The 20,905-nt window shown below is 72.0% G+C and carries 19 protein-coding genes; 4 read left to right on the top strand and 15 right to left on the bottom strand.

The features are described 5' to 3' along the window. The first annotated feature begins 101 nt into the window (after positions 1 to 101). Positions 102 to 749 carry a hypothetical protein gene (locus tag KI385_RS33735; protein ID WP_238575843.1) on the top strand — a complete coding sequence of 216 codons (648 nt, stop codon included), beginning with the start codon at positions 102 to 104 and terminating at the stop codon, positions 747 to 749. Here KI385_RS33735 and KI385_RS33730 read toward each other — a convergent pair. Together KI385_RS33730 and KI385_RS33725 are read right to left on the bottom strand one after the other, a co-directional pair. Beyond that, positions 724 to 1,554, bottom strand: a complete 831-nt coding sequence (locus tag KI385_RS33730; RefSeq protein WP_238575842.1) for an SDR family NAD(P)-dependent oxidoreductase — start codon at positions 1,552 to 1,554, stop codon at positions 724 to 726. The two genes, KI385_RS33735 and KI385_RS33730, sit on opposite strands and share 26 nt — an antisense overlap. 107 nt (positions 1,555 to 1,661) lie before the next feature. Next, the gene (locus tag KI385_RS33725; RefSeq protein WP_425357005.1) at positions 1,662 to 2,738 is read right to left on the bottom strand and encodes a nucleotidyltransferase domain-containing protein; all 1,077 of its coding nucleotides are present in this window, start codon (positions 2,736 to 2,738) and stop codon (positions 1,662 to 1,664) included. Between the two features lie 57 nt (positions 2,739 to 2,795). Here KI385_RS33725 and KI385_RS33720 point away from each other — a divergent pair, with 57 nt between their 5' ends. After that, the gene (locus KI385_RS33720; protein WP_342593487.1) at positions 2,796 to 4,190 is read left to right on the top strand and encodes an MFS transporter; all 1,395 of its coding nucleotides are present in this window, start codon (positions 2,796 to 2,798) and stop codon (positions 4,188 to 4,190) included. Positions 4,191 to 4,518: 328 nt separating this feature from the next. On the opposite strand, the gene KI385_RS33715 is transcribed toward KI385_RS33720, so the two are convergent. Next, the gene (locus tag KI385_RS33715) at positions 4,519 to 4,869 is read right to left on the bottom strand and encodes a MerR family transcriptional regulator (RefSeq protein ID WP_425357112.1); all 351 of its coding nucleotides are present in this window, start codon (positions 4,867 to 4,869) and stop codon (positions 4,519 to 4,521) included. Between the two features lie 105 nt (positions 4,870 to 4,974). Here KI385_RS33715 and KI385_RS33710 point away from each other — a divergent pair, with 105 nt between their 5' ends. Then, positions 4,975 to 5,763: an amidohydrolase family protein gene (locus KI385_RS33710; RefSeq protein WP_238575840.1), complete on the top strand. Its 789-nt coding sequence runs from the start codon at positions 4,975 to 4,977 to the stop codon at positions 5,761 to 5,763. A 93-nt stretch (positions 5,764 to 5,856) separates the two neighbouring features. On the opposite strand, the gene KI385_RS33705 is transcribed toward KI385_RS33710, so the two are convergent. Next, positions 5,857 to 6,216, bottom strand: coding sequence for a GntR family transcriptional regulator (locus tag KI385_RS33705; RefSeq protein WP_238575839.1), 360 nt, complete (start codon positions 6,214 to 6,216; stop codon positions 5,857 to 5,859). A gap of 1 nt (position 6,217) precedes the next feature. Beyond that, a complete protein-coding gene (locus KI385_RS33700) occupies positions 6,218 to 7,132 on the bottom strand; it encodes a DUF1648 domain-containing protein (protein WP_238575838.1) in 915 nt (304 codons plus the stop codon). Positions 7,133 to 7,298: 166 nt separating this feature from the next. Between KI385_RS33700 and KI385_RS33695 the strand changes: the two genes are divergently transcribed. After that, complete coding sequence (locus tag KI385_RS33695) at positions 7,299 to 8,828, top strand: helix-turn-helix domain-containing protein (protein ID WP_238575837.1); 1,530 nt, start codon at positions 7,299 to 7,301, stop codon at positions 8,826 to 8,828. A 145-nt stretch (positions 8,829 to 8,973) separates the two neighbouring features. On the opposite strand, the gene KI385_RS33690 is transcribed toward KI385_RS33695, so the two are convergent. The 10 genes from KI385_RS33690 to KI385_RS33645 all read right to left on the bottom strand — a co-directional run bounded on the left by KI385_RS33690 (position 8,974) and on the right by KI385_RS33645 (position 20,827). Continuing rightward, entirely contained in the window at positions 8,974 to 10,287 is a 1,314-nt protein-coding gene (locus KI385_RS33690) for an NADase-type glycan-binding domain-containing protein (RefSeq protein ID WP_238575836.1), read from the bottom strand. 3 nt (positions 10,288 to 10,290) lie between these two features. Beyond that, complete coding sequence (locus KI385_RS33685; RefSeq protein ID WP_238577965.1) at positions 10,291 to 10,860, bottom strand: phage tail protein; 570 nt, start codon at positions 10,858 to 10,860, stop codon at positions 10,291 to 10,293. A gap of 17 nt (positions 10,861 to 10,877) precedes the next feature. After that, a complete protein-coding gene (locus tag KI385_RS33680; RefSeq protein WP_238575835.1) occupies positions 10,878 to 12,887 on the bottom strand; it encodes a putative baseplate assembly protein in 2,010 nt (669 codons plus the stop codon). After that, on the bottom strand, positions 12,887 to 13,309 hold the full coding sequence (locus KI385_RS33675) for a GPW/gp25 family protein (RefSeq protein WP_238575834.1): 423 nt from the start codon (positions 13,307 to 13,309) through the stop codon (positions 12,887 to 12,889). Before KI385_RS33675 ends, KI385_RS33680 begins: the two co-directional genes overlap by 1 nt. A 47-nt stretch (positions 13,310 to 13,356) precedes the next feature. Next, positions 13,357 to 15,276: a VgrG-related protein gene (locus KI385_RS33670; protein WP_238575833.1), complete on the bottom strand. Its 1,920-nt coding sequence runs from the start codon at positions 15,274 to 15,276 to the stop codon at positions 13,357 to 13,359. Continuing rightward, entirely contained in the window at positions 15,273 to 16,079 is an 807-nt protein-coding gene (locus tag KI385_RS33665) for a CIS tube protein (RefSeq protein ID WP_238575832.1), read from the bottom strand. The genes KI385_RS33670 and KI385_RS33665 overlap by 4 nt, the downstream gene beginning before the upstream one ends. A gap of 1 nt (position 16,080) precedes the next feature. Continuing rightward, positions 16,081 to 16,518 carry a phage tail protein gene (locus tag KI385_RS33660; protein WP_238575831.1) on the bottom strand — a complete coding sequence of 146 codons (438 nt, stop codon included), beginning with the start codon at positions 16,516 to 16,518 and terminating at the stop codon, positions 16,081 to 16,083. Positions 16,519 to 19,815: 3,297 nt separating this feature from the next. Further along, complete coding sequence (locus KI385_RS33655; protein WP_238575830.1) at positions 19,816 to 19,974, bottom strand: DUF6760 family protein; 159 nt, start codon at positions 19,972 to 19,974, stop codon at positions 19,816 to 19,818. After that, a complete protein-coding gene (locus KI385_RS33650) occupies positions 19,971 to 20,384 on the bottom strand; it encodes a hypothetical protein (protein ID WP_238575829.1) in 414 nt (137 codons plus the stop codon). The genes KI385_RS33655 and KI385_RS33650 overlap by 4 nt, the downstream gene beginning before the upstream one ends. Then, a complete protein-coding gene (locus KI385_RS33645; RefSeq protein ID WP_238575828.1) occupies positions 20,384 to 20,827 on the bottom strand; it encodes a phage tail protein in 444 nt (147 codons plus the stop codon). The genes KI385_RS33650 and KI385_RS33645 overlap by 1 nt, the downstream gene beginning before the upstream one ends. Positions 20,828 to 20,905: the final 78 nt, after the last annotated feature.

Below are 20,905 nucleotides of genomic sequence, written 5' to 3'. Positions count from 1 at the left end.
TCCAGCCCCCGTGCGGTCGCGGTCCCCGGTGCGGTTGCCCTAAGCGCTGCGGTTGCCATAAGCGCTGCGGTTGCCCTAAGCAGTGCGGCCACAATGAAGGCATGCTGACGCTGGATCCCGTACTGGAGACGTCCGAAGCCACCGGCTTCACGCTGTGGCCGGTCGCGGACCCACCCGCGTGCGGCCATCTGGCGCTCTCCGGCGGGCTGTCGCGGCTGGAGGTGGGTACGGCGCTGGCGTCGCTCGCCATGTACAACGACGCTACGGACGCGCCCGCCGGGAACGCCGCCGAGCTGATCCGCCGCCTGACCGAGGCCGAGTGCGTCATCGCCCAGGGCGGCCTCCGCATCCAGGACCCGGCCACCAACTCCACGGTGTATCCCGGCTGTTGCTTCGGCCTGGAAAGCTGGCGGGACTGGCTGGATTTCACGCACGGGGAGACGCCCTGGCTCGGCCACTCCCCCGAACCGCGGGTCGAGCATCTCGGTTCGGTCGTCCACCTGTGGCCGGGCGGGCACACGGAGTCGGCAGGGGGATCCGCCCGCCGGCCCATCGAACTCTCCGTCGCCGAACTGCCCACCCTGCTGGGGGATGTACAGCAGAAGTTGCGGGGGTTTCTGCGACAGGTGGAACGGTGGGCCGAGGACTGCGCGCCTCCGTATGCCTCGCCCCTGGTGGCCAAGCTGGATCAAGAGCTGGGGGTGGAAGGGGCGTTGGGGGACGTCAGGGGCGTTGAGCGGGCTGGTTGATGAGGGCGTCGGTCAGCTTCATCAGGCGTTTCCGAGCGTCGGCGTCGTAGGCCTGGTCGTGCGCCCGGGTGTCGGCGAACTGGTCGAAGTAGCGGCCGGTGGTGGAGTCGAGCTCCGGGTCGAGGAGCAGCCGTACGGTCGGCCGTACTCCCTCGTCGATGCTGGTGGCCGGAGTCAGGCCGTACTCGCGCACCCCGTTGGTGTCCATCAGGTGCGCCGGGTGGAGGGTGTTGACCGTGACGCCGGTGCCGTCGAGTTCGGCGGCGAGCTCGAAAGTGGCCATGATCAGCGCGAGTTTGCTGCGGCAGTAGGCACGCAGTCCCTCGTAGTCCCGCTCCAGCATGACGTTGTCGAAGTCGATGGCCTCCTGCCCGATCGAGGCGACATTGACCACGCGGGCGGGCGCCGACGCGGTGAGCAGCGGCAGCAGATCGCGGGTGAGGGCATAGGGGGCGAGGTGGTTCACGGCGAACCGCAGCTCGTACCCCTGCCGGCTCAGCTCCCGCCGGAGCGGATCGGCGCCGCCGCCCGCGACGGCGTTGTTGACCAGGCCGTCGAGCCGGGGTTCGGCGGCCCGGATCCGGCCGGCCATCGCGTGCACCTGGTCGAGGTCGGCCAGATCGGCCAGGTAGGTGCGTACGACGGCGTCAGGGGCGGCGGCCCGGAGCTCGGCCGCCGCGGCGTCCAGACGGGTGCGGTCGCGGCCGTGCAGCAGGACGGTGTGGCCACGTGCGGCGAGGTCGTGTGCGATGCCGCGGCCCAGGCCCTGGGTCGCGCCGGTGATCAAGAGGGTGCGTCGGCTCATGCCGCCATCCTGGCGGCGCGGCGCGGTGGGACGGGAGTGTGTGCTGAGCCTGGTGTTGCCACCACCAGGCAGCGGGCCGCGCCCCGCCAAGTTCCGCCGGAGAGGACCTAGTCGGGCGCCTTCGGCGGGGGCGTGGACGTGGAGGTGGGCGTGGAGGTGGGCGTAGGGGTGGGGAGGGGCATGGGGGTGGGCATGGGGTTCGGGGTCGGCAGCGTGTCGCCGTACGTCGCCAGTGTCCGGTCGATCGCCGGGCCGAGGAAGGCTCGGGTCAGGGCGGCGCGGTGGGTGGGCCAGTGGGGCGGGTGGGGGCGGGCAGGGGTCGGGGGCTGCGGCGGTGTTGGGGCCGGGGGCGGTGCCGGGACCGGTGTTGGGGCGGGTGTTGGGGCGGGTGTTGGGGCGGGTGTTGAGGCGGGTGTTGAGGCGGGTGTTGAGGCGGGTGTTGAGGCCGGGGGCCCGTAGCGGCGGTTCCTGATGTCCGTGACGACGTCCCTCGGGGCACCGAGCTCGTCGAGGACGGCCAGCGCCTCGCCCTTGCTGATCAGCGTGCCGTCGCGCAAGGTGACCGTGGCGCGGGCCAGGGTCAGCAGCCCCAGGTCGACCCAGATGTCCTGGAGCCAGCGTTCCGGGTGGTCCAGGGCGGGCCGCCAGAAGTCCCGCAGATCGGTGAGAACGAAGGCGGCGAGCTGTGCATCGGTCACCGGTGGGAGGAATGCGGCGGGGGCTTCACCGTGGAGGACGCGGCCGAACGTGTGGAGTTCGCGTCGGGTGACGGGGGTGACCGGACGGTGCATCAGTTCCTGGTGGGCCCAGGTGAGGTGATCGCGTTCGGGGTCGACGGCCGTCCCGTCGGCGACCAGGTAGCTGCAGTGCAGCTTCGCGGCGAGAGAGTCCGTCGTCTCCAGGGTCTTGTGAAGCTCGCCCAGGTGCCGCTCCTCCTCCGGCGTGCAGGGGCGGTCGAGGAGTGCGATCAGGTCGAGGTCGCTGCGGCCTTGCCGGTAGTCGCCGCCGGCCAGCGATCCATGCGCCCAGAGCGCGCGCAGCGGGAGGCGGGATCGGAGGGATGCCAGAAAGCGGTGCAGGAGGCGGGCGGTCGGCTCGGGTAGCGGGGCGGGCCCGGCTGGTGGGCCGGCCCCGGCCGGTGCGTCGGGATCAACGGGTGCGCCGGGCTCCGGGGCTGAAGTCATCACCACAGTCTGGTCCGTACGACACGGCAACGGGAGGCGATTCCCTACGCGATCGATGTGCAACCGCTGCGCGACCGCGCACTCGACTCCTACGCTGACGCCGTGACGGAAACCCCGGAACCCGTGTCCCCACGCCAGCGCCCGCACTTATCTCCGTCCGCTCCCCCTGAAACCGCACCTCCCGAACCCGCTCCCCCCGAAGCCGCTCCCCCTGAATCCCCTCCCCCGTCCCTCTGGCGCGACCGACGCTTCGCGCTGCTCGCCGCCGCCCGTACCCTCTCCGTCCTCGGGAACGGCTTCGCCCGGGTCGCGCTGTCCTTCGCGGTGCTGGCGCTGCCGGGGGCCGGGCCCGGCCGGCTGTCGCTGGTGCTGGCCTGTCAGGCGGTGCCCCAGCTGGCGTTCATCCTCATCGGCGGGGTGATCGCGGACCGGGTGTCGCGCTCCCGGCTGATGATCATCGCCGATCTCGTCGGTGCGGCCGCATACGCCGGCCTCGCCGCCATGGTGCTCTCGGGGCATGCGCCACTGTCGGCACTCTGCGCGCTAGCGGTGCTAGCAGGTACCGCCACCGCGCTCTTCTCCCCCGCGATGGACGGCGTCATTCCGCTGATCGTCCCCGCCGGGCGGCTACAGCAGGCGAACGGGCTGCTGCGGGTCGGTATGAACAGCGCGATGCTGCTGGGGCTCGCGCTGTCCGGTGTGACCGTCGCGCTCGTCGGCGCCGGCTGGGCACTGGCCCTCAACGCCGCATCCTTCCTGGTGAGCGCGGCACTCATCCGAGGACTTCGGCTCACCGCGAGCCCCCGCGCGGCAACTTCGGGGTGGGCGGATCTACGGGACGGCTGGCGGGAGTTCGCCGGGCGGCAATGGCTCTGGGTCGTCGTCGCGCAGTACTCGGTCGTCGTCGCCGCGCTCAACGCCAACGCCGGGGTGCTCGGACCGCTGGCGGCCGCACGCGATCTGGGCGGCGCACGGGCCTGGTCGCTGATCGTCGCCGCGCAGGCGCTGGGCACCATCGCGGGCGCCGGACTGGCCGCCCGAATACGGGTACGCCGGCCGGTGCTGGTCGCCGTATTGGCCACGTTCCCGGTCGCCCTGCCGATCGCCCTGCTCGCCGTACGCGCCCCGGTGCCGCTGATCGCGCTCGCCATGTTCTGCGCCGGGATCGCCACCGACATCTTCGGGGTGCTGTGGGCGACCACCATCCAGCGGGAGGTCCCCGAGGCGGCACTGTCCCGCGTCAGCTCGTACGACTGGTTCGGCTCACTGGCCTTCGCGCCCCTCGGCCTGCTGGTCGCCGGCCCGATCGCGACGCAGATCGGCATCGGCCACACGCTCGCCGGCTGCGCCGCACTGATCGTCCTGGCCACGAGTGCCGCCCTGCTCTCCCCGCAGGTACGCCGCTTACGAGCCCCGAAGAGCGGTCAGCGGACGGTCACGGAGGAGCGATGACACCCGGGCCCCTGCCACGGTGTGACTGAGTGCTTCAGGTGGCGGATGAGCGTCCGACTTGGCGGGCCTGAGTCCTTCAGGCGGCGGATGAGCGTCCGACTTGGCGGGCCTGAGTCCTTCAGGCGGCGGATGAGCGTCCGACTTGGCGGGCCTGAGTCCTTCAGGCGGCGGATGAGCGTCCGACTTGGCGGGCCTGAGTCCTTCAGGCGGCGGATGAGCGTCCGACTTGGCGGGCCTGAGTCCTTCAACCGGCGGACGAGAGGGTGACCACGGTTCTCACCTGCGAGAACTTAGCGATGCCCGGGACTCGGGCGCCCGACATCCGGTCTCAGTTTGCCGCGTTCTCGGTGGCGGCGATCGTCCGGCGCAGAAGGAGGCGCGCGGTCTCCAGGTCGGCGGCACGCTGGTCGAGGACGTTCAGCCGGTCGCGGAGGCTGGTGAGAACGCCGGGACAGGGGCGCAGCGTCGCCTCGTCAAAGGTGCAGGGCAGAACCTGGTGGATGACGCGGGTGGGCAGGCCGGCGGCCAGCAGGGCGCGGATGCGCCGCACCGTCTCCACCGTCTGGTCGTCGTACTCGCGATAGCCGTTCGCGCGGCGCTCCGAGTGGATCAGCTCCATCCGCTCGTAGTAGCGCAGCAGGCGCTCGCTGACTCCGGCGCGACGCGACAGCTCCCCCATCAGCACCGACCGACTCCCTCCAGCTTGACCTTCCCACGGTGTCAGGGAGCAACAGTGCACCGGTCGGCCGCATTCCGGGCCGATCGTCAAGGAGGGAGTGAATCATTGATCATCGATGCACACAGCCACGTCCACGACCCCGTCGAGGCACATGTGGGGCTACTGGACGAGGCCGGGGTGGACCGCGCCGTGCTGTTCGCCACCCGCCCACACCCGGAGCGGGCCGGTGACCTTACCTCGCTGCGCCGGGAGATGGCGATCCTGGACGAGGCCATCGGGGGTCGGGCCGGCACGGCCGAGGGGTATCGCGGCGCGTGGCGGGAATTGGACGCCGCACTCGCCGCACGGCCGGAACGGTTCATCGGCTTCCTGTCCGTACCGCTGGACCTGGACCCGGAACAGATCGCCGCGACGGTGGAACGCGAGGTCGTCGGGCGTGGGCTGCACGGGATCGGCGAGCTGACACCGCCGCCGGGACGGGCAGGGATGATCGAACCGGTGCTCCAGGCGGCGGCCGATCACGGTCGGCTGCCCGTGGTCGTGCACGGATTCGCCCCGACCACGCCGGACGATCTGAGGACGCCGGCGGCGCTCGCCGGCCGGTACCCATCGGTTCCGCTCGTGGTCAGCCAGCTCGGTGGCCTTAACTGGATGCAGGCCGTCGAGCTGGTCCGGGACACCCCGAACATGTACCTGGAGCTGTCCACGGCCAACATCGTCTTCGCGGTCCGGCTGGCCATCAAGGAGATCCCGGACCGGACCCTGTTCGGCTCGGACGCCCCGTACGGCGACCCGGTCCTGGCCCGGGCGATGGTGGAGCGGGTCACCAGCCCGGGCGAGGTACGCGACCGGGTGCTCGGCGGGACGATCGCCGAACTGGCCGGGCTCGACTGAGGCAGACCCGACGTCCCCAGGTGCGACCCCGACAGATTGAGCGCTTCAGATGGCGACCCCCGCCACTGAAGCGCTCAGTCACACTTGGGGCACTCACCTTCCCGCCAGCCCCACCCGCACCACCGTCACGATCTCCTCGTCGGAGAGTCCCAGGTTGCGGGCCTCGGCGATCAGCCGCTCGGCGGTCTCGCCGAGACGGGCGCGGGCGGGGGAGGCGGCGCCGATGACCACCGCGCCGCGGCCGCGGCGGAGTTCGATCAGCCCCTCCTCCTTGAGGCGCTGATAGCCACGCAGCACGGTGTGCACATTCACCCCGAGGGACGCGGCGAGTTCGCGGGCGGCCGGCAGCCGCTCCCCGGTGTGTACCGAACCGTCGGCGATGGCGCCGCGGACCGAGGCCGCGATCTGGTCGCCGAGCGGGACGGACGAGCCGGGATCGACCCGGAAGAGCACGTCAGCCTCCTTGCCTCGAACGCGCGCGGTCCGCGTACGTATTGAGCAGCGCGGCGGCCGTCGCCGCGTCGTCGACCGTCACCACGAACTCCCTGCCGTTGGTCAGCCGCAGCACGATCCCCTCACCCGAGCGCAGTACGAGGCCGCTGCGGCCGGCCCGGACGCGGTAGCCCCAGCCGCCGAACTCGGCCAGGGCGGCGATCTGCCGGCTGCCGGCCTCGGCCACACGGTCGAGGGGGATGTGCCGGAAGCGGATGCGGTAGGGCAGCAGCGTCGGCGCGACGGACAGCCCGCGTCGGTCGACCGTCACCCGTACCGAGCTGACGGCGACGACCACGGCGCCGCCGAGGAGCAGGCTTGCGCTGGTCAGCCAGTCGGTGAGGATGCCGACGACGAGCCCGGCGCCGAGCAGCAGGACGCCCAGCGCGACCAGCGGGGGTGAGCTGATGGTCCGCGACCAGCCGGCCGACATGCCGGCCGGCAGATCGAGCCGGGGTGCATCGCCGAATGCCGGATGCTGCGGCCGGAGCGCGGGACCGGCCAGCAGCCGTCCCAGCGCACCGGCGACCAGGGCCACGGCGAGCGCCACCGCCACCTGCCACAACGGCAGCCGGACGGCCGAGGCATCGGTGACGTCGGCGTTGGTGAGCAGCGTGAGGCAGTCGAGGTAGCCGAGCCCGGCAGCGGTGGCGTATCCGCCGGCGATCAGCCAGTGCGCACCGGTGGCGGGCACCCGCAGCTGGACGGGCAGGCCGAAGCCGGTGCCGACGACGAGGAGCAGGGCAAGACCCCCCGTCAGAAAGCCATGGGTGGAGGAGAAGCCGTTGGCCTGGCCGTCGGCGTCGAAGTGGGTGGCGAGCGGCTCGGGAAGCCGGCCGGAGACGGAGGTGTAGACGGCGGCGAGGGCCGCGATCACCGCGACGAACGGTAACGCGGCAATCCAGGTCCGCAGGGGGCCGATTGAGGGTGGGGCGGAACGCAGTGCACTCTTCATGACAACCTCTCAGTTGTTCGCATAATAGTAGAACAACTCAACCGCCGGCAATTGCGCATCCATCTCATATCTGAGATACGGTCGCCCCATGGCAGACGACTACCTCGTACGCATCGGCAGGCTCATCCGTGACGCACGGCAGCACCGTGGCTGGACACAGACGCAGCTCGCCGAGGCTCTCGGCACCAGCCAGAGTGCGGTCAACCGCATCGAACGCGGGAATCAGAACATCAGCCTTGAGATGATCGCCCGTATCGGCGAGGCGCTCGACAGCGAAATCGTCTCGCTCGGCTACGCCGGGCCGATGCATCTACGGGTGGTCGGCGGTCGCCGGCTGTCCGGCAGCATCGATGTGAAGACGAGTAAGAACGCCTGCGTCGCGCTGCTTTGCGCCACTCTCCTGAACGCGGGACGCACAACTCTGCGCCGAGTCGCACGCATTGAGGAGGTCTATCGCATCCTCGAAGTGCTGGGCAGCATCGGCGTACGCACCCGGTGGATCAACGACGGCAACGACCTGGAGATCATCCCGCCCGCGGAGCTCGACCTCGACTCGATGGACACCGAGGCGGCCCGCCGCACCCGCAGCGTCATCATGTTCCTCGGCCCGCTGCTGCACCGGATGGACCACTTCAAGCTGCCGTACGCGGGCGGTTGCGACCTCGGCACCCGGACCGTGACCCCGCACATGACGGCGCTGCGCCACTTCGGTCTGGAGATCACCGCGACCGACGGCACCTACATCGCCGAGGTCGACCGCAGCGTCGCCCCCAAGCGCGCGATCGTCCTGACCGAACGCGGTGACACCGTCACCGAGAACGCGCTGCTGGCCGCCGCCCGGCACGACGGCGTCACGGTCATCCGTAACGCCTCCTCCAACTACATGGTCCAGGACCTCTGCTTCTTCCTGGAGGAGCTGGGCGTCCGGGTGGACGGCATCGGCACCACCACGCTCACCGTCCACGGCGCCGCGCACATCGAACGCGATGTGGACTTCGCACCGTCCGAGGATCCGGTCGAGGCAATGAGCCTGCTGGCGGCGGCAGTTGTCACCGAATCGGAGCTGACCATCCGCCGGGTACCGGTCGAGTTCCTGGAGATCGAACTGGCCGTCCTCGAGGAAATGGGCCTCGACCACGAGCGCAGCACGGAGTACGCCGCCGACAACGGCCGCACCCGGCTCATCGACCTGACCGTCCGCCCCTCCAAACTCCAGGCCCCCCTGGACAAGATCCACCCGATGCCCTTCCCGGGCCTCAACATCGACAACGTCCCCTTCTTCGCGGCCATCGCGGCCAGCGCCCAGGGCCAGACCCTCATCCACGACTGGGTCTACGACAACCGCGCGATCTACCTGACGGACCTGAACCGCCTCGGCGCCCAGGTCAAACTGCTCGACCCGCACCGCGTACTGATCGACGGCACGACCCGCTGGCGCTCCGCAGAAATGATGTGCCCCCCGGCCCTCCGCCCGGCCGTCGTCATCCTCCTGGCCATGATGGCCGCCGAGGGCACCTCCGTCCTGCGCAACGTCTATGTCATCAACCGCGGTTACGAGGACCTGGCGGAACGCCTCAACTCGATCGGCGCACAGATCGAGATCTTCCGGGACATCTGACGGCAGGTGCCGCCGCACCCCGTCCGGCCTGCTGGAATGCGGGCCGTGAGGGGGGCGGTGGCACCTGTGGTGTTCTCTGCGGCTTTGCGCCTGAGCGGGGGCTCCTACGGGTCACTCTCCGGGGCCGGCGGCCGTACGGCCGCCGCTATCCCGCCGACCGGCCGAAGAACTCCAGCCCGGCGATGGCCACTTGCTTGGCATCCGTGGCGCCGTACGCGGAGTGCAGCACCAGCCGTACGGTCATCGCGTCCCGTACGCGCACATCGATCTTCTGCACCCCGCCGTCGTTGATCCGGTGGTGCGAGATCTGCCGCGTGCCCGCGGAGTCCGTCACGATCAGGTCGAACTCGTGCGGGCGGGCCGGGTCGGTGGCCTGCGGGGTGCGCGCGGAGGCGCCGGGCGTGATCAGCACGTTCAGCAGATCGGTGGGCTGGCCGAATCCGGCCTCCAGGTACTGGCCGTCAGAGGCGCCCGAATAGCCCGTCCCCCACCAGGTGTTGGAGTAGTTGTCGAAGGCGAGCTTGGGACCGTTGCGGGGCCCGGAGTGCGATGCCTTCCACTTGGCGGCGGGCACCGGGACGCGCTTGGCGAAGTGGTCCTGGACGGCCCGCGCGGCCGGCGGCCCCCCGATGATGCCTCCTACCACGACGGCGGCGATCACGGCCGCCACCACGGCACGGGTGATCCACCGAGTGCGGTCGCGGCGCAGCCCCGGGCGCTGTCCGGCGTACGGGCCTTCGGCTTCCGGGCGGGCGGTGTCGGTGAGGGGGGTGGCACAGCTGCGGCAGAAGTGACGACGCGGCGCGTTGGGCGTGGCACAGCTCGGGCAGGGCGTTCCGTTCTCGGGCGCGGGGGCCGCCTGCGGGGTACGGACCCGGGGCCGGCCCGCATCGGGCCGACCGGGCAGCACACTGCCGGGTGCCTCCGGAGGCGCCGTGGGCGAGGCATCCGGCACGGGGACCAGGAGGGCGCGGATGCCGGTGTCGGAGACGTTCCCCCCGGCGGCCGGACGATGCGTCGGGGCGCCCTGGCCGTGCGGGTGGTCCGGGCTCTGCGGGTGCTCCGGGCTGTTCGGGGCGGGCCGGGACAGGCCCGCTCCCCTGTCGTCGGCGGCGGCTGCCGGGAGCGGGGTGGTCGGGTCCTCGCCGCTGCCCTGATGCGGGACGGCGGCCGCGTCGGTGGCGCCCCCGGTAGTGGGGCGAGGCGCGGCCGGATCGCCCGGGCGGCCGTGAGTGCCGTCCGGACCGCTCGCCACAGGGTGCGTACGCGCCGCGTCCGGCGGGGACGCGGGCTGCGGAGTCCCGGGCGACGGCACCGACGGCGAGGACGCAGGCGGCGAGGACGTCGACGCCGCAGGCCGTTCCCAGCGCAGAAAAGCCCCGCAGGAGTCGCAGAACGACTGCCCCCTCTGGGGAGCCGGAGCGCCGCAGTCCGGGCAGGTGGTGTTATCGGTTGCCATGGGTCAGGTTCCTTCGGAGGTGGCTTCAGGCGTGGCTTCGGGGACGACTTCAGGGGCGAGTGGTGAGGTCACCTCGACCGTGAAGGGGAGGTGCGCGGGACGGGCCGCCGCGACGACGGCATGCAGACGGTGCGGGTCGGCGGCGGGGTCGTGGACCCGCAGGGTCACCCGCAGGCCGGGGCGTGGGGAGCCGGGGAACGGGCCGAGGGGGCGTGTGGACCAGGTCGCGCCGCCGCTCTCGGTGATCTCCGGGCGTGCGCCGAAGGCCAGATGGACCGCCTCGGACAGGCCTTGCCGGGTGCCGCGGACGCGGTGCAGAGAGACGGCCGTGGCCACCGCGCGGCGGCGGGTGGCCAGCGGTTCCGTACCGTCGAGTTCGGTACCGACCCAGGTGGTCAGCCAGTCGACGAAGTCCTCCGGCGCGAGGGCGGGCGTGAAGTAACTCTCCAGGCAGTCGAGCACGTTGAAGAGAGGGGCGAGGACGATATCGAGGCCCTCCACGAAGCGCTGGGTGAAGTCGTCGTCGGCGTAAACGGCGGGGAGCGCCGCGCCCAAGGGGTGCGGGGACACCATCCCCGCGGGTGTGCCCCTCACCGTGCCTCGATCACACGGACGCGGTGGTCGAACGGGAACAACAGGGCGGACGGGGCGAGGTCGATGCGGTCGGTGGCGTCGCCGCGGCGGCCGCTGAGCGGGTCGGCGGGGTGCAGCAGGACCTCGTCGACGAGTTCCACGCCGGGTACGCGCTGCAGGGCCGCGAAGATCTCACCAGAGCGCAGCGGGCGGCCGAACGGCCAGCCCTCCCCGTGCGCGCCCCCGGTCAGCGGGTCGAGGTAGGCGTACAGCGCGTCCAGGGCCTCGGCCCGTACCCGCTCGGCCCGCGCCGCCCGGAAGGAGTGCAGCGTCGCGACGACCGTGACGCCCTGGTAGAAGGGCGGGCCGACCGCGAGGCGGGTACCCAGGGGGCGGCGCTCGTCCAGGAACCGCGTGATCCGGCCGAGGAGTTCCTCGCCGGGCACCAGCTGCTCGAAGCGCAGGCGCCCGCCGCGGTCGGGGACGCCCTGAGGGACGACCAGGACACGGACGGCGTTCTCACCGGTCCGGCCTGCCGCGCCGGCCTGGCCCATCCCGCCGGTGCCGGCGCTCGCGGCGGGCTCGGCGGGATCGACCGCGAGGCAGGCGATACGAGCCGCCTCGGGGGCCGCGCGCCGCGCCAGCTCCTCGTAGTCGCGGGCGGTCACGGCCCGTTCCTGGGCGCGCAGCGCGATCGGCGCACGCACCTTCGCCTCCTGCACCGTCTCGCCGTCGACCCCGCCGCGCGCCGCCTCCCTGTTCTCCACCCGCGCCACATACGGGATGGAGCTGCGCAGCACCTGGATCGCGCCGCGCGCCACATTTCCGGAGCGCCCGCCGCCGGTGCGGTAGTACGCCGCCCGGATGACCGCACCCTTGGGCGGTACGGCCCCGAACTGCCGTATTTCACCGCCGGGTTGGCGTACCGAGGGGCCGAAGGCGACTTCGCCGGTGGCCGCGTTGAGGGTGAGATGCCGGTCGTGCGGGCCCGAGGCGGCGAAGTCGGTGACGACCTCCCACGCCTGCCAGCCGTCCCCGTTGGAGACCTCCAGCCGCAGCGGCGGACGGTCCGCGACGACGGGTGCCTGCGCCAGGCGCAGCCGCTGGGCGGGCACGCCCGCGGACTCGCCGAGCGGCTCGTCCCGTACCACCTCGGCATGCGCGACCCTGGTCGTGCCCCCGATGGTGAACGCGGAGGCGGACCGTACCGTCGGCGAAGCGCTGTAGAAGGGCTGGCCGGGTGCGGCCTCGACGACCCGGCAGCGCAGCCAGGCGGCGTCGATCCGGCCGACGCGCGAGACGAGGTGCCCGGCAGGGATGTGCAGCACGACCTCACCGGGCCGGTTGAGGCCGCCGGTGGAGTCCTCCTCCGTGTCGCACTCCGTCCACCCGTCGGCGGTCCATGCCTCCCAACACAGCGGCGGCTGACGCGGGTCGACGCCGACCCCGTCCACCCGGCTGTCCAGCCGCAGTACGGCCGCGCACCGCGGCACCGCCGCCGACAGCCCGAACAGCAGGGTGTCGCCCGGCTGCGGGGCGGCCGCGAAGACGGCGACATCCCGGCCGCCGAAGATGTCCTGACCGCAGTCCTCGGGAGTGGTCCCGGCCTCCTGCCGCAGCACGGCGGCCAGTTCGCAGGGCACGACGGTCAGATCGTCCTCGGTGGCGAAGGACACCGCCTCCTCGGTCTCGGTACGGCCGGTGGCCACCTCCGTCCCGGCGGGCAGCACCACGGGCTCGGGCTGCGGGGCGGAGAGCCAGAAGGTGACATCGGCGCGGGCGGCGGAGGGCGGGAAGAGGGTGACGCCGAGCAGGTCGAGGAAGGCCAGATGGTTCTTCTCCGGCACCCGGTTGAGGCGGTAGACGATCTGGTCGGCCATGTGGGCGACGGCCTCGATGAGGGTCACGCCCGGGTCCGAGACATTGTGGTCGGTCCACTCGGGGCAGCGCTGCTGGACATAGCGCTTGGCGTCGTCGACGAACTGCTGGAAGCGGCGGTCGTCGAGGTGGGGTGCGGGCAGGGCCATCAGGCTTCGCTTTCGGTGGACGGTGATTCCGTGGACGGGATCACGTAGAAGGGGAAGACGAGGCTGCGCGGGTTGTTGGTGCCGCGCACGCTGTAGCGCACATCGATGAACAGCACGGACGGGTCGTCGGGCGCCGGGCTCACCTCGACGTCCTGGACCTCGATGCGCGGCTCCCAGCGGTCGAGCGAGGACCGCACCTCGTAACGGATGCGGCCGGCCGTCGCCTCGTTGACCGGAGCGAAGACCATGTCGTGGACAGCGCAGCCGAATTCGGGCCGCATCGGCCGTTCTCCGGGCGCGGTGGCGAGAACGAGCCGGATCGACTCCTCGACCTCACGCTCACGGCGGGCCAGTGCGATACCGCCGCCCGCGTCCGTACGCAGCGGAAAGGTCCAGCCCGCGCCGACGAACTGTTCACTCATGTCCGGTGACCCCCTTGAGATGCATGTCCCTCAACTTCCTCAAGCCCCTAGAAAGGAATGCCGTTGCGCAGGACGGCCGGTGCGTTCAGCATGACCGTGGCCGGCGAGCTGATGGCTGCCGCGGCGCCCGCGTTGACGGCTATCGCGCCGACCGCGCTGACGGCTACCGCGCCGACCGCGTTGACGGCCACCGCGCCGGCCGACTTGAGGCTGATGGCGCCGGTCGCGTTGATGTCCGCAACGGCGCCCGCCATGACGCCGAACTTCGCGCCCGCCTTGATGTCGACCGCCCCGCCGGCGCTCATCGTCAGCGAGCCGCCCGCGGTCAGCGACAGGTTGCCGCCCGCCTTGATGCTCACGTTCCGGGTCCCGGTGATGGAGACGGAGCCGTCGCTGCGGATGGTGACCTGGGTGCGCGTCTCGTCCATGTGGACGGTGAGCTTGCCGTTGCCGGTCTGCAGCCTGATGCCGCTCTTCATCCGGGACTTGGCGTCGACGAGCTCGACGGTGTGGCCGCTGCGCGAGGCAAGGGAGCGCCAGTTGACCCGGCCGCTGGTCGGATCCACCGCGGGCAGCCCGTCCGGGTCGGGGGTCGGCTTGTCGATGCCGTTGTAGAGCCCGGCCAGTACGTACGGATGCTCCAGCGAACCCCGGTCGAAGGCGCACAGCACCTCGTCGCCGACCTCCGGAAGGATCAGTCCGCCGCCCCGTACGCCGCCCAACTGCGCGACCCGGCACCAGTCGCTCTCGTAGGTGTCCGACAGCCAGGGGAAACGCAGCCTGACCCGGCCCAGCTTCAGCGGGTCCTTGGCGTTGCTGACCAGCGCCATGGCCACGCCCGGCATCGGCGGCGTCGCGTCCACGCCGCCGGACGCGAGCCCGTACAGCGACCGGAACTGCCGTCCCGAGACGGTCAGCCAGGTGGTGAACTGCCGTCCGGACTCGAAGACATGGCGTACGCCGGTCGCGGTGTACTTCCCCTCGAAGGGGAAGCCGGCGCCCTTGAGCGCGACCGGCCGGCCCGGGGTCAGCTGCGGATTCCCGGTGACCGCCACCTCCAGCTCCGCGAAGGAGCCCGCCACATCGTCGGCGAGGGCGCGGGCGGCATGGGTGACCTGGGCCTGGGTGGTGAACGGGGTGTCCGTGGCGGTCAGTTCGGAGGCCCCGAAGGGCTTGCTGAGCGCTCCGGGCGCGATATCGGCGACGATGTCCTTGCTCGCCGTGGCCGGGGACTCGGCGGACAGGGCGCGCTTGGCGCGCATGTTCCAGCCGCGCGCGCCCGCCTTGGCGACCTGCCCGGCGGCGGTGACGGCGATCCGGCTGTGCAGCGCGTTGTGGCCGAACTCCAGGACGTACGGGCTCTGTGCGGCCGGGGTGGTGTCCGCGGGCGCGGAGGAGGCGGGGGCGAGCTTGCCGAACCGCAGCCTGCCCTGCGGGTCGAAGGAGAGATGGACGTCGTTCTCCTGGGCCAGGCGGAGCAGGAAGTCCCAGTCGGTGATATTGGGCTGAGTGGCAAGCTCGTAGACGGTGGGGGTGGCCTCCACCGTGCCGATGGAGAGCTTGTTGAGGCCGGCGAGGCGGCGCACGATGTCGCTCGCGGTCATGTTGGGGTAGCCCGCGACCCGGCGGTTGCGCAGCAGCCGGTGCCCCGGGTCGTAGCCCCGGACGACCAGGGACTTGCCGCTCGCGTCCGCGTCCACTTCGAGAGCGGTGATCTCGCCGGTCAGCATGGGCGTACCGCGCTGCCCGTCGGTGAAGGGCGACAGCACCGCCTTCGCGCCGATCTTCATCTGCGGGAAGGTCTGGAGGATGTCGGAGCCGCGGTCGGCGAAGGTGAGCTGAAAGGCGGAAGGGACGTTGACGCTGGCGTCCACCCAGCCCTCGGTGAGGAGGGCCGCGAGCCGGTCGGGCAGCACCGCGCCGCCGATCTCGACGTGCAGGACGCTGGTGTACGTCTTCTCGCTCATCGGTTGGCCTCTTGGTTTGTGGGATGACCGGAGGGGCTGTGCGCGGGACGGCCTTCGAAGGAGCCTTCGGGACGGCCATCGGGCGGGCCTTCGTCGGCGGCGGGCAGCAGCAGCTCGGTGCCCGGCCGCAGCCGCATCGGATCGTCGATCTCGTTCGCCTCCGCGATCAGCCGCCAGCGGGTCGCGTCCCCGTACTCCCGCCAGGCCAGCGAGGCGAGCGAGTCACCCGCGACCGTGCGGTGGATACGGCGGGCGGAGAGCGCGCCGGAGGTGGGGTTCTGCCCCTTGGTGGGCATGGCCACCTCGGTGAGGGACAAGGCGCAGGTGGCCCGGATCGGCTCCCCGGTGGGGTTGAAGAGGGTGTACGTGGCGCTGACGCTCGTCACGTACGCGACGAACTGAACGGTGTTGAACGCCCCCCAGGAGAAGCGGACCCAAGGCGGCGAAGGGCGCTTGGAGTTGACGCTCTGGGGTGTCACCTCACAGCAGGAAAGAAGGAGTTCCACCTGCTTTTGCACCTTCCCGGCGTTCGGGGTGCCGGAGGCGTCCAGGAACACCTCCAGCTGGAGCGTGGCGGGCCGGGTGCCGGTGAACTTCGGCGGTGCGCCGCGCGTATAGGCGACCGCGGCCTGGGTGTGCCACTCCGCCTCCCGCCCGAGCTGCAACTGGGTTGGGTTGAACTGGAACTCCACCTCACCGATGCGGCCGCCGATGGAGCCGCCGAGGTCGGTGGGGGGCTGGTGGATCGCGAGCGCGGCCCGTACGAGGCTCGCGCCCGCCTTCCCGCCGGTCGGCGCGGCCACCTCAGGCACCTCCCGCGTCGGTGAAACCGTGGTGCGCGATCTCCAGCGTCTCGGTCGCCACGGCCGGGCTGGCCGGGTCCAGGCTCGGCCCCTGCCAACGCACGGGCAGCACCTCGACCAGACCCCACTGCGCGACGATCGAACCGTCTGCGCGCAGGGCGGCGATCTGGGCGGTGGGCCTGCGGATACCGGTGGCGATGGAGGAAATCCAGGCCGCCACACGGGAGGTGTCGGCGGTGAGGGGCCGGGTGAGACGGATCGTGGAGTACGTCACGCGGGTGGGCAACTGCCAGACGAATCCGTTGTTGCCACCCTCCTGCCGCTGCTCGACCTCCACCTCGGAGGCCAGCCCGTCACAGCCGTTGAACAGGCCGAGGTCCTGGCCGTCGATGGACAGCTTGAAGAAGACGGTGGATCCGGGGTCCTGGGGCGCGGGCATGGCCGTTCTCTCTTGGGGTCTCAGGGGCTGGGGGTGCGGTGGTGGTGCGAGCGTGGGTGCTGCTCTGTTCGGTCAGCTCTGTTCGGTCAGCTGTGTTCGGACAGCTCTGTTCGGTCAGCGGCCGCGGTCCCGCAGTCGGCCGACGCGTTCGCGGTCACTGCGCAACTCCGCCCGCAGCAGCCGCGACAGCGGCGCCACGAGGCGCCGAGCGAGCTCGTCGAGCTCGGCGGGGGTGGATCGTGGGGACGGGGGCGGGGGCGGGAGTGCGGGGGGTGGGGCGGGAGTGGGGGGTGATGCGGGGGCGGATGTCCGGGTCGGGGTGGGGCGGGTCGATGGGGTGGGGGTGGACGTGGCAGGCGTTGAGGGGGGCAGGGGGGTGGTGGGGCGGGCTGAGGGTGCGGTGCGCTGGACGGATGTCAGGGCCGGGGCCGGGGCCGAGGGGCTTGCCGGGGCGTGCGCCGAGATGCCTGTGGGGGTGCCTGCTGGGGCGCGTGTCGGAGCGCCGCTGGTGCGTTGCACGGGCAGCCGGGACGTGGGGGACGGGACGATCGGCCGCATCACCGGTGGGATGAGCGTGGGAGATGGGGAGGCCACGGACGCGGGCCCGGCCAAGGGCACGACCGGTGGCGCTGATGGCATGGCGATGCGCCGGTGCCCGTCGGGGACCGGGGCCGGAGCAGGGGCCAGGGAGGCAGCCGAGGTCCGCTGGACCGTTCGACGGTGAGCCGGCGGCTGCGGCGCAGGCCCCCCGGCTCGAACGGGCGCGCTCGTGTTCGGCGCGCGCAACGGCACGACGGGCGTGGGCCGAGGCCCAGGTCCCGGCCTCGGCCCCGGACCCGGTGCTGCGCCGTATCCGCCATATCCGCCCGCCCCGGCGTGCCCGGCACTTCTGTGGGCAGGCCCCCGCGCGGCCAGTGCCCGAGCCGTCGCGAGAGGGGCACGTCGTACGTCCGGCGATGGGCCCGAGGCAGCAGGCGCGGCGCCGCTCCCGGTCGCCGCTTCGCGTGTCGGTACGGAGGTTCGCGGCGCCTCGGCGCCGGTCGGCGCCTGCTGCGGTGGTGTGTCCGACTTTATGGGTTCGGGTCGTGGTGCGGTACGTGCCGTGGCGCGTTGGACGGCGGTCCGGCCGACAGCTTCCGGTGGCCGTGCGGTGGAACGCGGAGAGTCTTGAAGGGGGGCAAGCGGGGGCTGGGTACCGGTGAGCGGCCTCACGGACCGGAGCGGTTCACCGGCCGGGAGCGCGGTAGGGCGACGAGGCGCGTGGGGACGGGCCGTGGCTGTCGGATCCGGATCCGGCTGTCCTTGGCGGCGGGGCGACCGGCTGGGGGCGGGCGCGACCCGTTGGACGGCAGGGTTGTCCGCAGATGCGGGTACGGATACGGGCACGGGCACGGGCACGGCCGGCGAAGGGGCTCCGCTCGGGGGCACCGGAACAGGAGTGGGCGCGGGCGCGGGCATGGGCATGGGCATGGGCATGGCCACAGGCTGCTCGGGGGCAGCGTTGGCTTCGGAAGGACCGGGCGGGCGGGCATCGTCGCGCAGCGGTGGAACCGGCGGCGCGCTCGCGCGTTGGACGGGCGTCGGCGCCACCGTGCCTCCCAACGGCTCAGTAGGAACGAACGGTGCGCCGATCAACGGGCGTCGCCGGCCGGCACGCGCTGTCGGCGCGGCGCCACCTTCGGCCCCCCGCACCGGGCCCGAGGGCAAGGGAACGTCGGCCCCGGCCGTCCGCCGCGTCACCTGACGGTCTCCCTCCGGCGTGACGGGCAGCGGACGACTGCCGAAGTCGCTCGGGGCGGTGGCTGCGGGGGTGGTGACGCTCCCCGGGGGCGTTGTGCCTGTCCGTGACACCGTCCGCGACGCGGTGACCTCCGGTTCGCCGGGGCTGTCGGAGGAGGGAAGCGGCGCCCCAAGTCCCCTGTCGGGCCGCTGGTTCGGCGTCGACCGCTGCACGGGGTGGTCCGTTCGAGGGTGGTCCGTTCGGGACTCGTACCCGCTCGGCGTGACGGCGGGGGCGGACGTGGACGTCGTCATGGGCCTGGCCGACGTGGGCGTGGAGGGTGCCGTCGGCGTGGCTGGTGACGTAGACGAAGATCCACCGCGAGGCTTGCTCGGCGGGGCCGCTACGGGATCCGGGCCGCGCCCAGGACCGCGCGCGACGGAAGCGGCCCCGGGTGCAACTCCGGGGGCAGTCGTGGGCGCACCGTTCGGCGTCGCGGGAGTCTCGGGTGCAGCTGATGCAGCAGGTGTAACCGGCGGACTGGACGGGGGCACCGGGGCAGCCCGCAAAGGCGGGTGCACGGGCGTCTTCGGCGGGGGCGTGCTCGCCTCCGCCGCCGGTTCCGGGGCGGGCCGCCGTACCCGGCGCACGACCGCCCGTCGCTGTACTGCCCGCACGGGGATGTCGGGGCGTACGGGGACGGGGGCCGGCGTCGCCGCCGCGTTCATGGGAGTCGCGGCGGGTGTCCCGGGTCCCGGCGGGGGAATCGGGCCCGGGACAGCTGTGGGCCGGGCATCGGCCGGGGCCGCCGACTCCGCGACGCCCGGCGCCGGGGAGTCCGGCACCGAGGAGTCCGGCCTCGGAGAGCCCGGCATGGGCGGGTCAGGCATGGGCAAGCCCGGCGTGGCCAAGCCCGGCGTCTGGGCGGCATCGGCCGTCACGCCCGGAGTCACGCCTGCCCGAGACCCGCCTGCCGGTGCCATGCCAACTGGCGCCATGCCGACCGGCATCAGCCGACGCGGCGGTACGGCGGCCACCCGTGGCGCCGACATCAGCGCGGGGCGTCGCGACACCCGCCGCACGGCCGTGGGCGCGGACGCCACCCGCTGCACGGCCGGCGGCCGGGCCGGGACCGGTCCTACCGCCCCTTGGCCGACCCCGCCAACCCCACCACGCTCGTCGCCCTCCGCCGCGTCGCTGCCCCGCCCCGCGACCGGCAGTCGCAGCACCGGCAGGTCGAGGCGGGCCGGGGTGCCCGCGCCGGTTGCCGGAATGGAGGTGAGGACACCGCGCAGCATCCCGCCGGGTGCCGAGGCACGTACGTCATGCCCCAGGTCACCTCCGAAGGAGGGATCACGATGCGCGCTCAGCGACGAGGCGAAACCGGCCTCCGAGACGGTGCGGGGCGCCCCCAGCATCCTCTGGACGGGGGGCACAGCTGACCAGCCGCCACCCCCGCCACTCCCCTCGCTCCCGGCACGGGCGTCCACAGCTGCCCCGCCCTCAGGCCCCTGCGCACGCTGCGCGCCCCGCGCACTCCGAGGCCCCCGTCGCCAATTGAACAAGCCCATCCCCAGTCACTGCTTCCCTTCGGCCCGTTCCACCAGGGCCGCGCTCTGCGACACGTACGCGCGCCGGTCGGCGTGTTCGAGGTCGAGGATCTCGTCCATCCCCCAGTGGAAGTGGTAGGCCAGATAGGCGACTTCCTCCTCGATGCGATCGGCCGCGTACGTCACGATTCCCCCAGGCGACTCCCGGCCAGCTCCACCTCGAAGGACTCCTCGCAGTGCGGGCAGGCCACGGCGGCACGGGTGTGCCCCTCGGCGTTGATCTGCCGGTAGAAGTCCTGCAGAAAGGCCAGGTCGGAGGCGAACATGTTCTCCACCGTGCCGTCGTGCACGGACCCGAGCGTGCCGAGCCGGGTGATGACCCGGCCGAGCAGCACGACCGACAGATAGGCCGGGTTCTCGCGTACGCGCACATCCCGCAGCGGAATCAGTTCGTCCCGTGCCGTCGCCAAACGCATGGCGCCATTGCGGTGGACGGTCCCGGACTCGTCCACGAATCCGCGCGGCAGCTCGAACTCGAACTCCGTTCGCAAAGGCTCGCGTTGCTGTTGCGCCCCCGCCGGGCCGTCGCGCCGCATTATTCGATGACCAGCTCTTCGAAGACGATGGTGACCTGCTCGGTCAGCGCGGCAGCGTCGCCCGCCTTGACCCCGCTGGTCTCCACCTTGCTGCACCAGGCATTGCGCATGTTGTAGCGCTTCACCGGGCTGTTCTGGTAGTCCATCATCATGATGGTGGCGTTCTTACGGGCCGAACCCATATCGCCCGCAATGGACTTGTTGATCCACTCGCTGAACGCACCGCTCTGCGTCATACCGCGGGTCACCGTGCATTCGCCGGCCTTCTTCGTGCCGGGCATCTTCTTCACGACGGGCTTTCCGTCCGCCGAGACCTGCTGGTATTCGATGACGTCCTGCTCCATGGTCAGGCCACTGACCTCCTGCAAATATTCGACCATCACGCCGTCGATCTGCAGGCCGAAATTATGTGAGGTGAGGGCATCACCGGGCTGAAGGGACAAGATGGTTCACTCCTGTTGGGGGAAGAAAATGGTGACGGGCGAGAGAAAGGGGACGGGGCGACGGGCCCGGATAGGCTG

Source organism: Streptomyces inhibens (genome assembly GCF_022221585.1).
Taxonomy (GTDB): domain Bacteria; phylum Actinomycetota; class Actinomycetes; order Streptomycetales; family Streptomycetaceae; genus Streptomyces; species Streptomyces inhibens.
The sequence above is the reverse complement of the archived record's forward strand: the minus strand, read 5'-3'. Positions and strand labels throughout refer to the sequence as shown.

Excerpts from the sequence above, each read along its gene's own strand:
- KI385_RS33670 (WP_238575833.1), bottom strand. The coding sequence starts at position 15,276 with ATGAGCGAGAAGACGTACACCAGCGTCCTGCACGTCGAGATCGGCGGC.
- KI385_RS33680 (WP_238575835.1), bottom strand. The coding sequence starts at position 12,887 with ATGGCCCTGCCCGCACCCCACCTCGACGACCGCCGCTTCCAGCAGTTC.
- KI385_RS33715 (WP_425357112.1), bottom strand. The coding sequence starts at position 4,869 with ATGGGGGAGCTGTCGCGTCGCGCCGGAGTCAGCGAGCGCCTGCTGCGC.
- KI385_RS33735 (WP_238575843.1), top strand. The coding sequence starts at position 102 with ATGCTGACGCTGGATCCCGTACTGGAGACGTCCGAAGCCACCGGCTTC.
- KI385_RS33690 (WP_238575836.1), bottom strand. The coding sequence starts at position 10,287 with ATGGCAACCGATAACACCACCTGCCCGGACTGCGGCGCTCCGGCTCCC.
- KI385_RS33695 (WP_238575837.1), top strand. The coding sequence starts at position 7,299 with ATGGCAGACGACTACCTCGTACGCATCGGCAGGCTCATCCGTGACGCA.
- KI385_RS33685 (WP_238577965.1), bottom strand. The coding sequence starts at position 10,860 with ATGGTGTCCCCGCACCCCTTGGGCGCGGCGCTCCCCGCCGTTTACGCC.
- KI385_RS33650 (WP_238575829.1), bottom strand. The coding sequence starts at position 20,384 with ATGCGGCGCGACGGCCCGGCGGGGGCGCAACAGCAACGCGAGCCTTTG.
- KI385_RS33730 (WP_238575842.1), bottom strand. The coding sequence starts at position 1,554 with ATGAGCCGACGCACCCTCTTGATCACCGGCGCGACCCAGGGCCTGGGC.
- KI385_RS33675 (WP_238575834.1), bottom strand. The coding sequence starts at position 13,309 with ATGAGTGAACAGTTCGTCGGCGCGGGCTGGACCTTTCCGCTGCGTACG.
- KI385_RS33725 (WP_425357005.1), bottom strand. The coding sequence starts at position 2,738 with ATGACTTCAGCCCCGGAGCCCGGCGCACCCGTTGATCCCGACGCACCG.
- KI385_RS33660 (WP_238575831.1), bottom strand. The coding sequence starts at position 16,518 with ATGCCCGCGCCCCAGGACCCCGGATCCACCGTCTTCTTCAAGCTGTCC.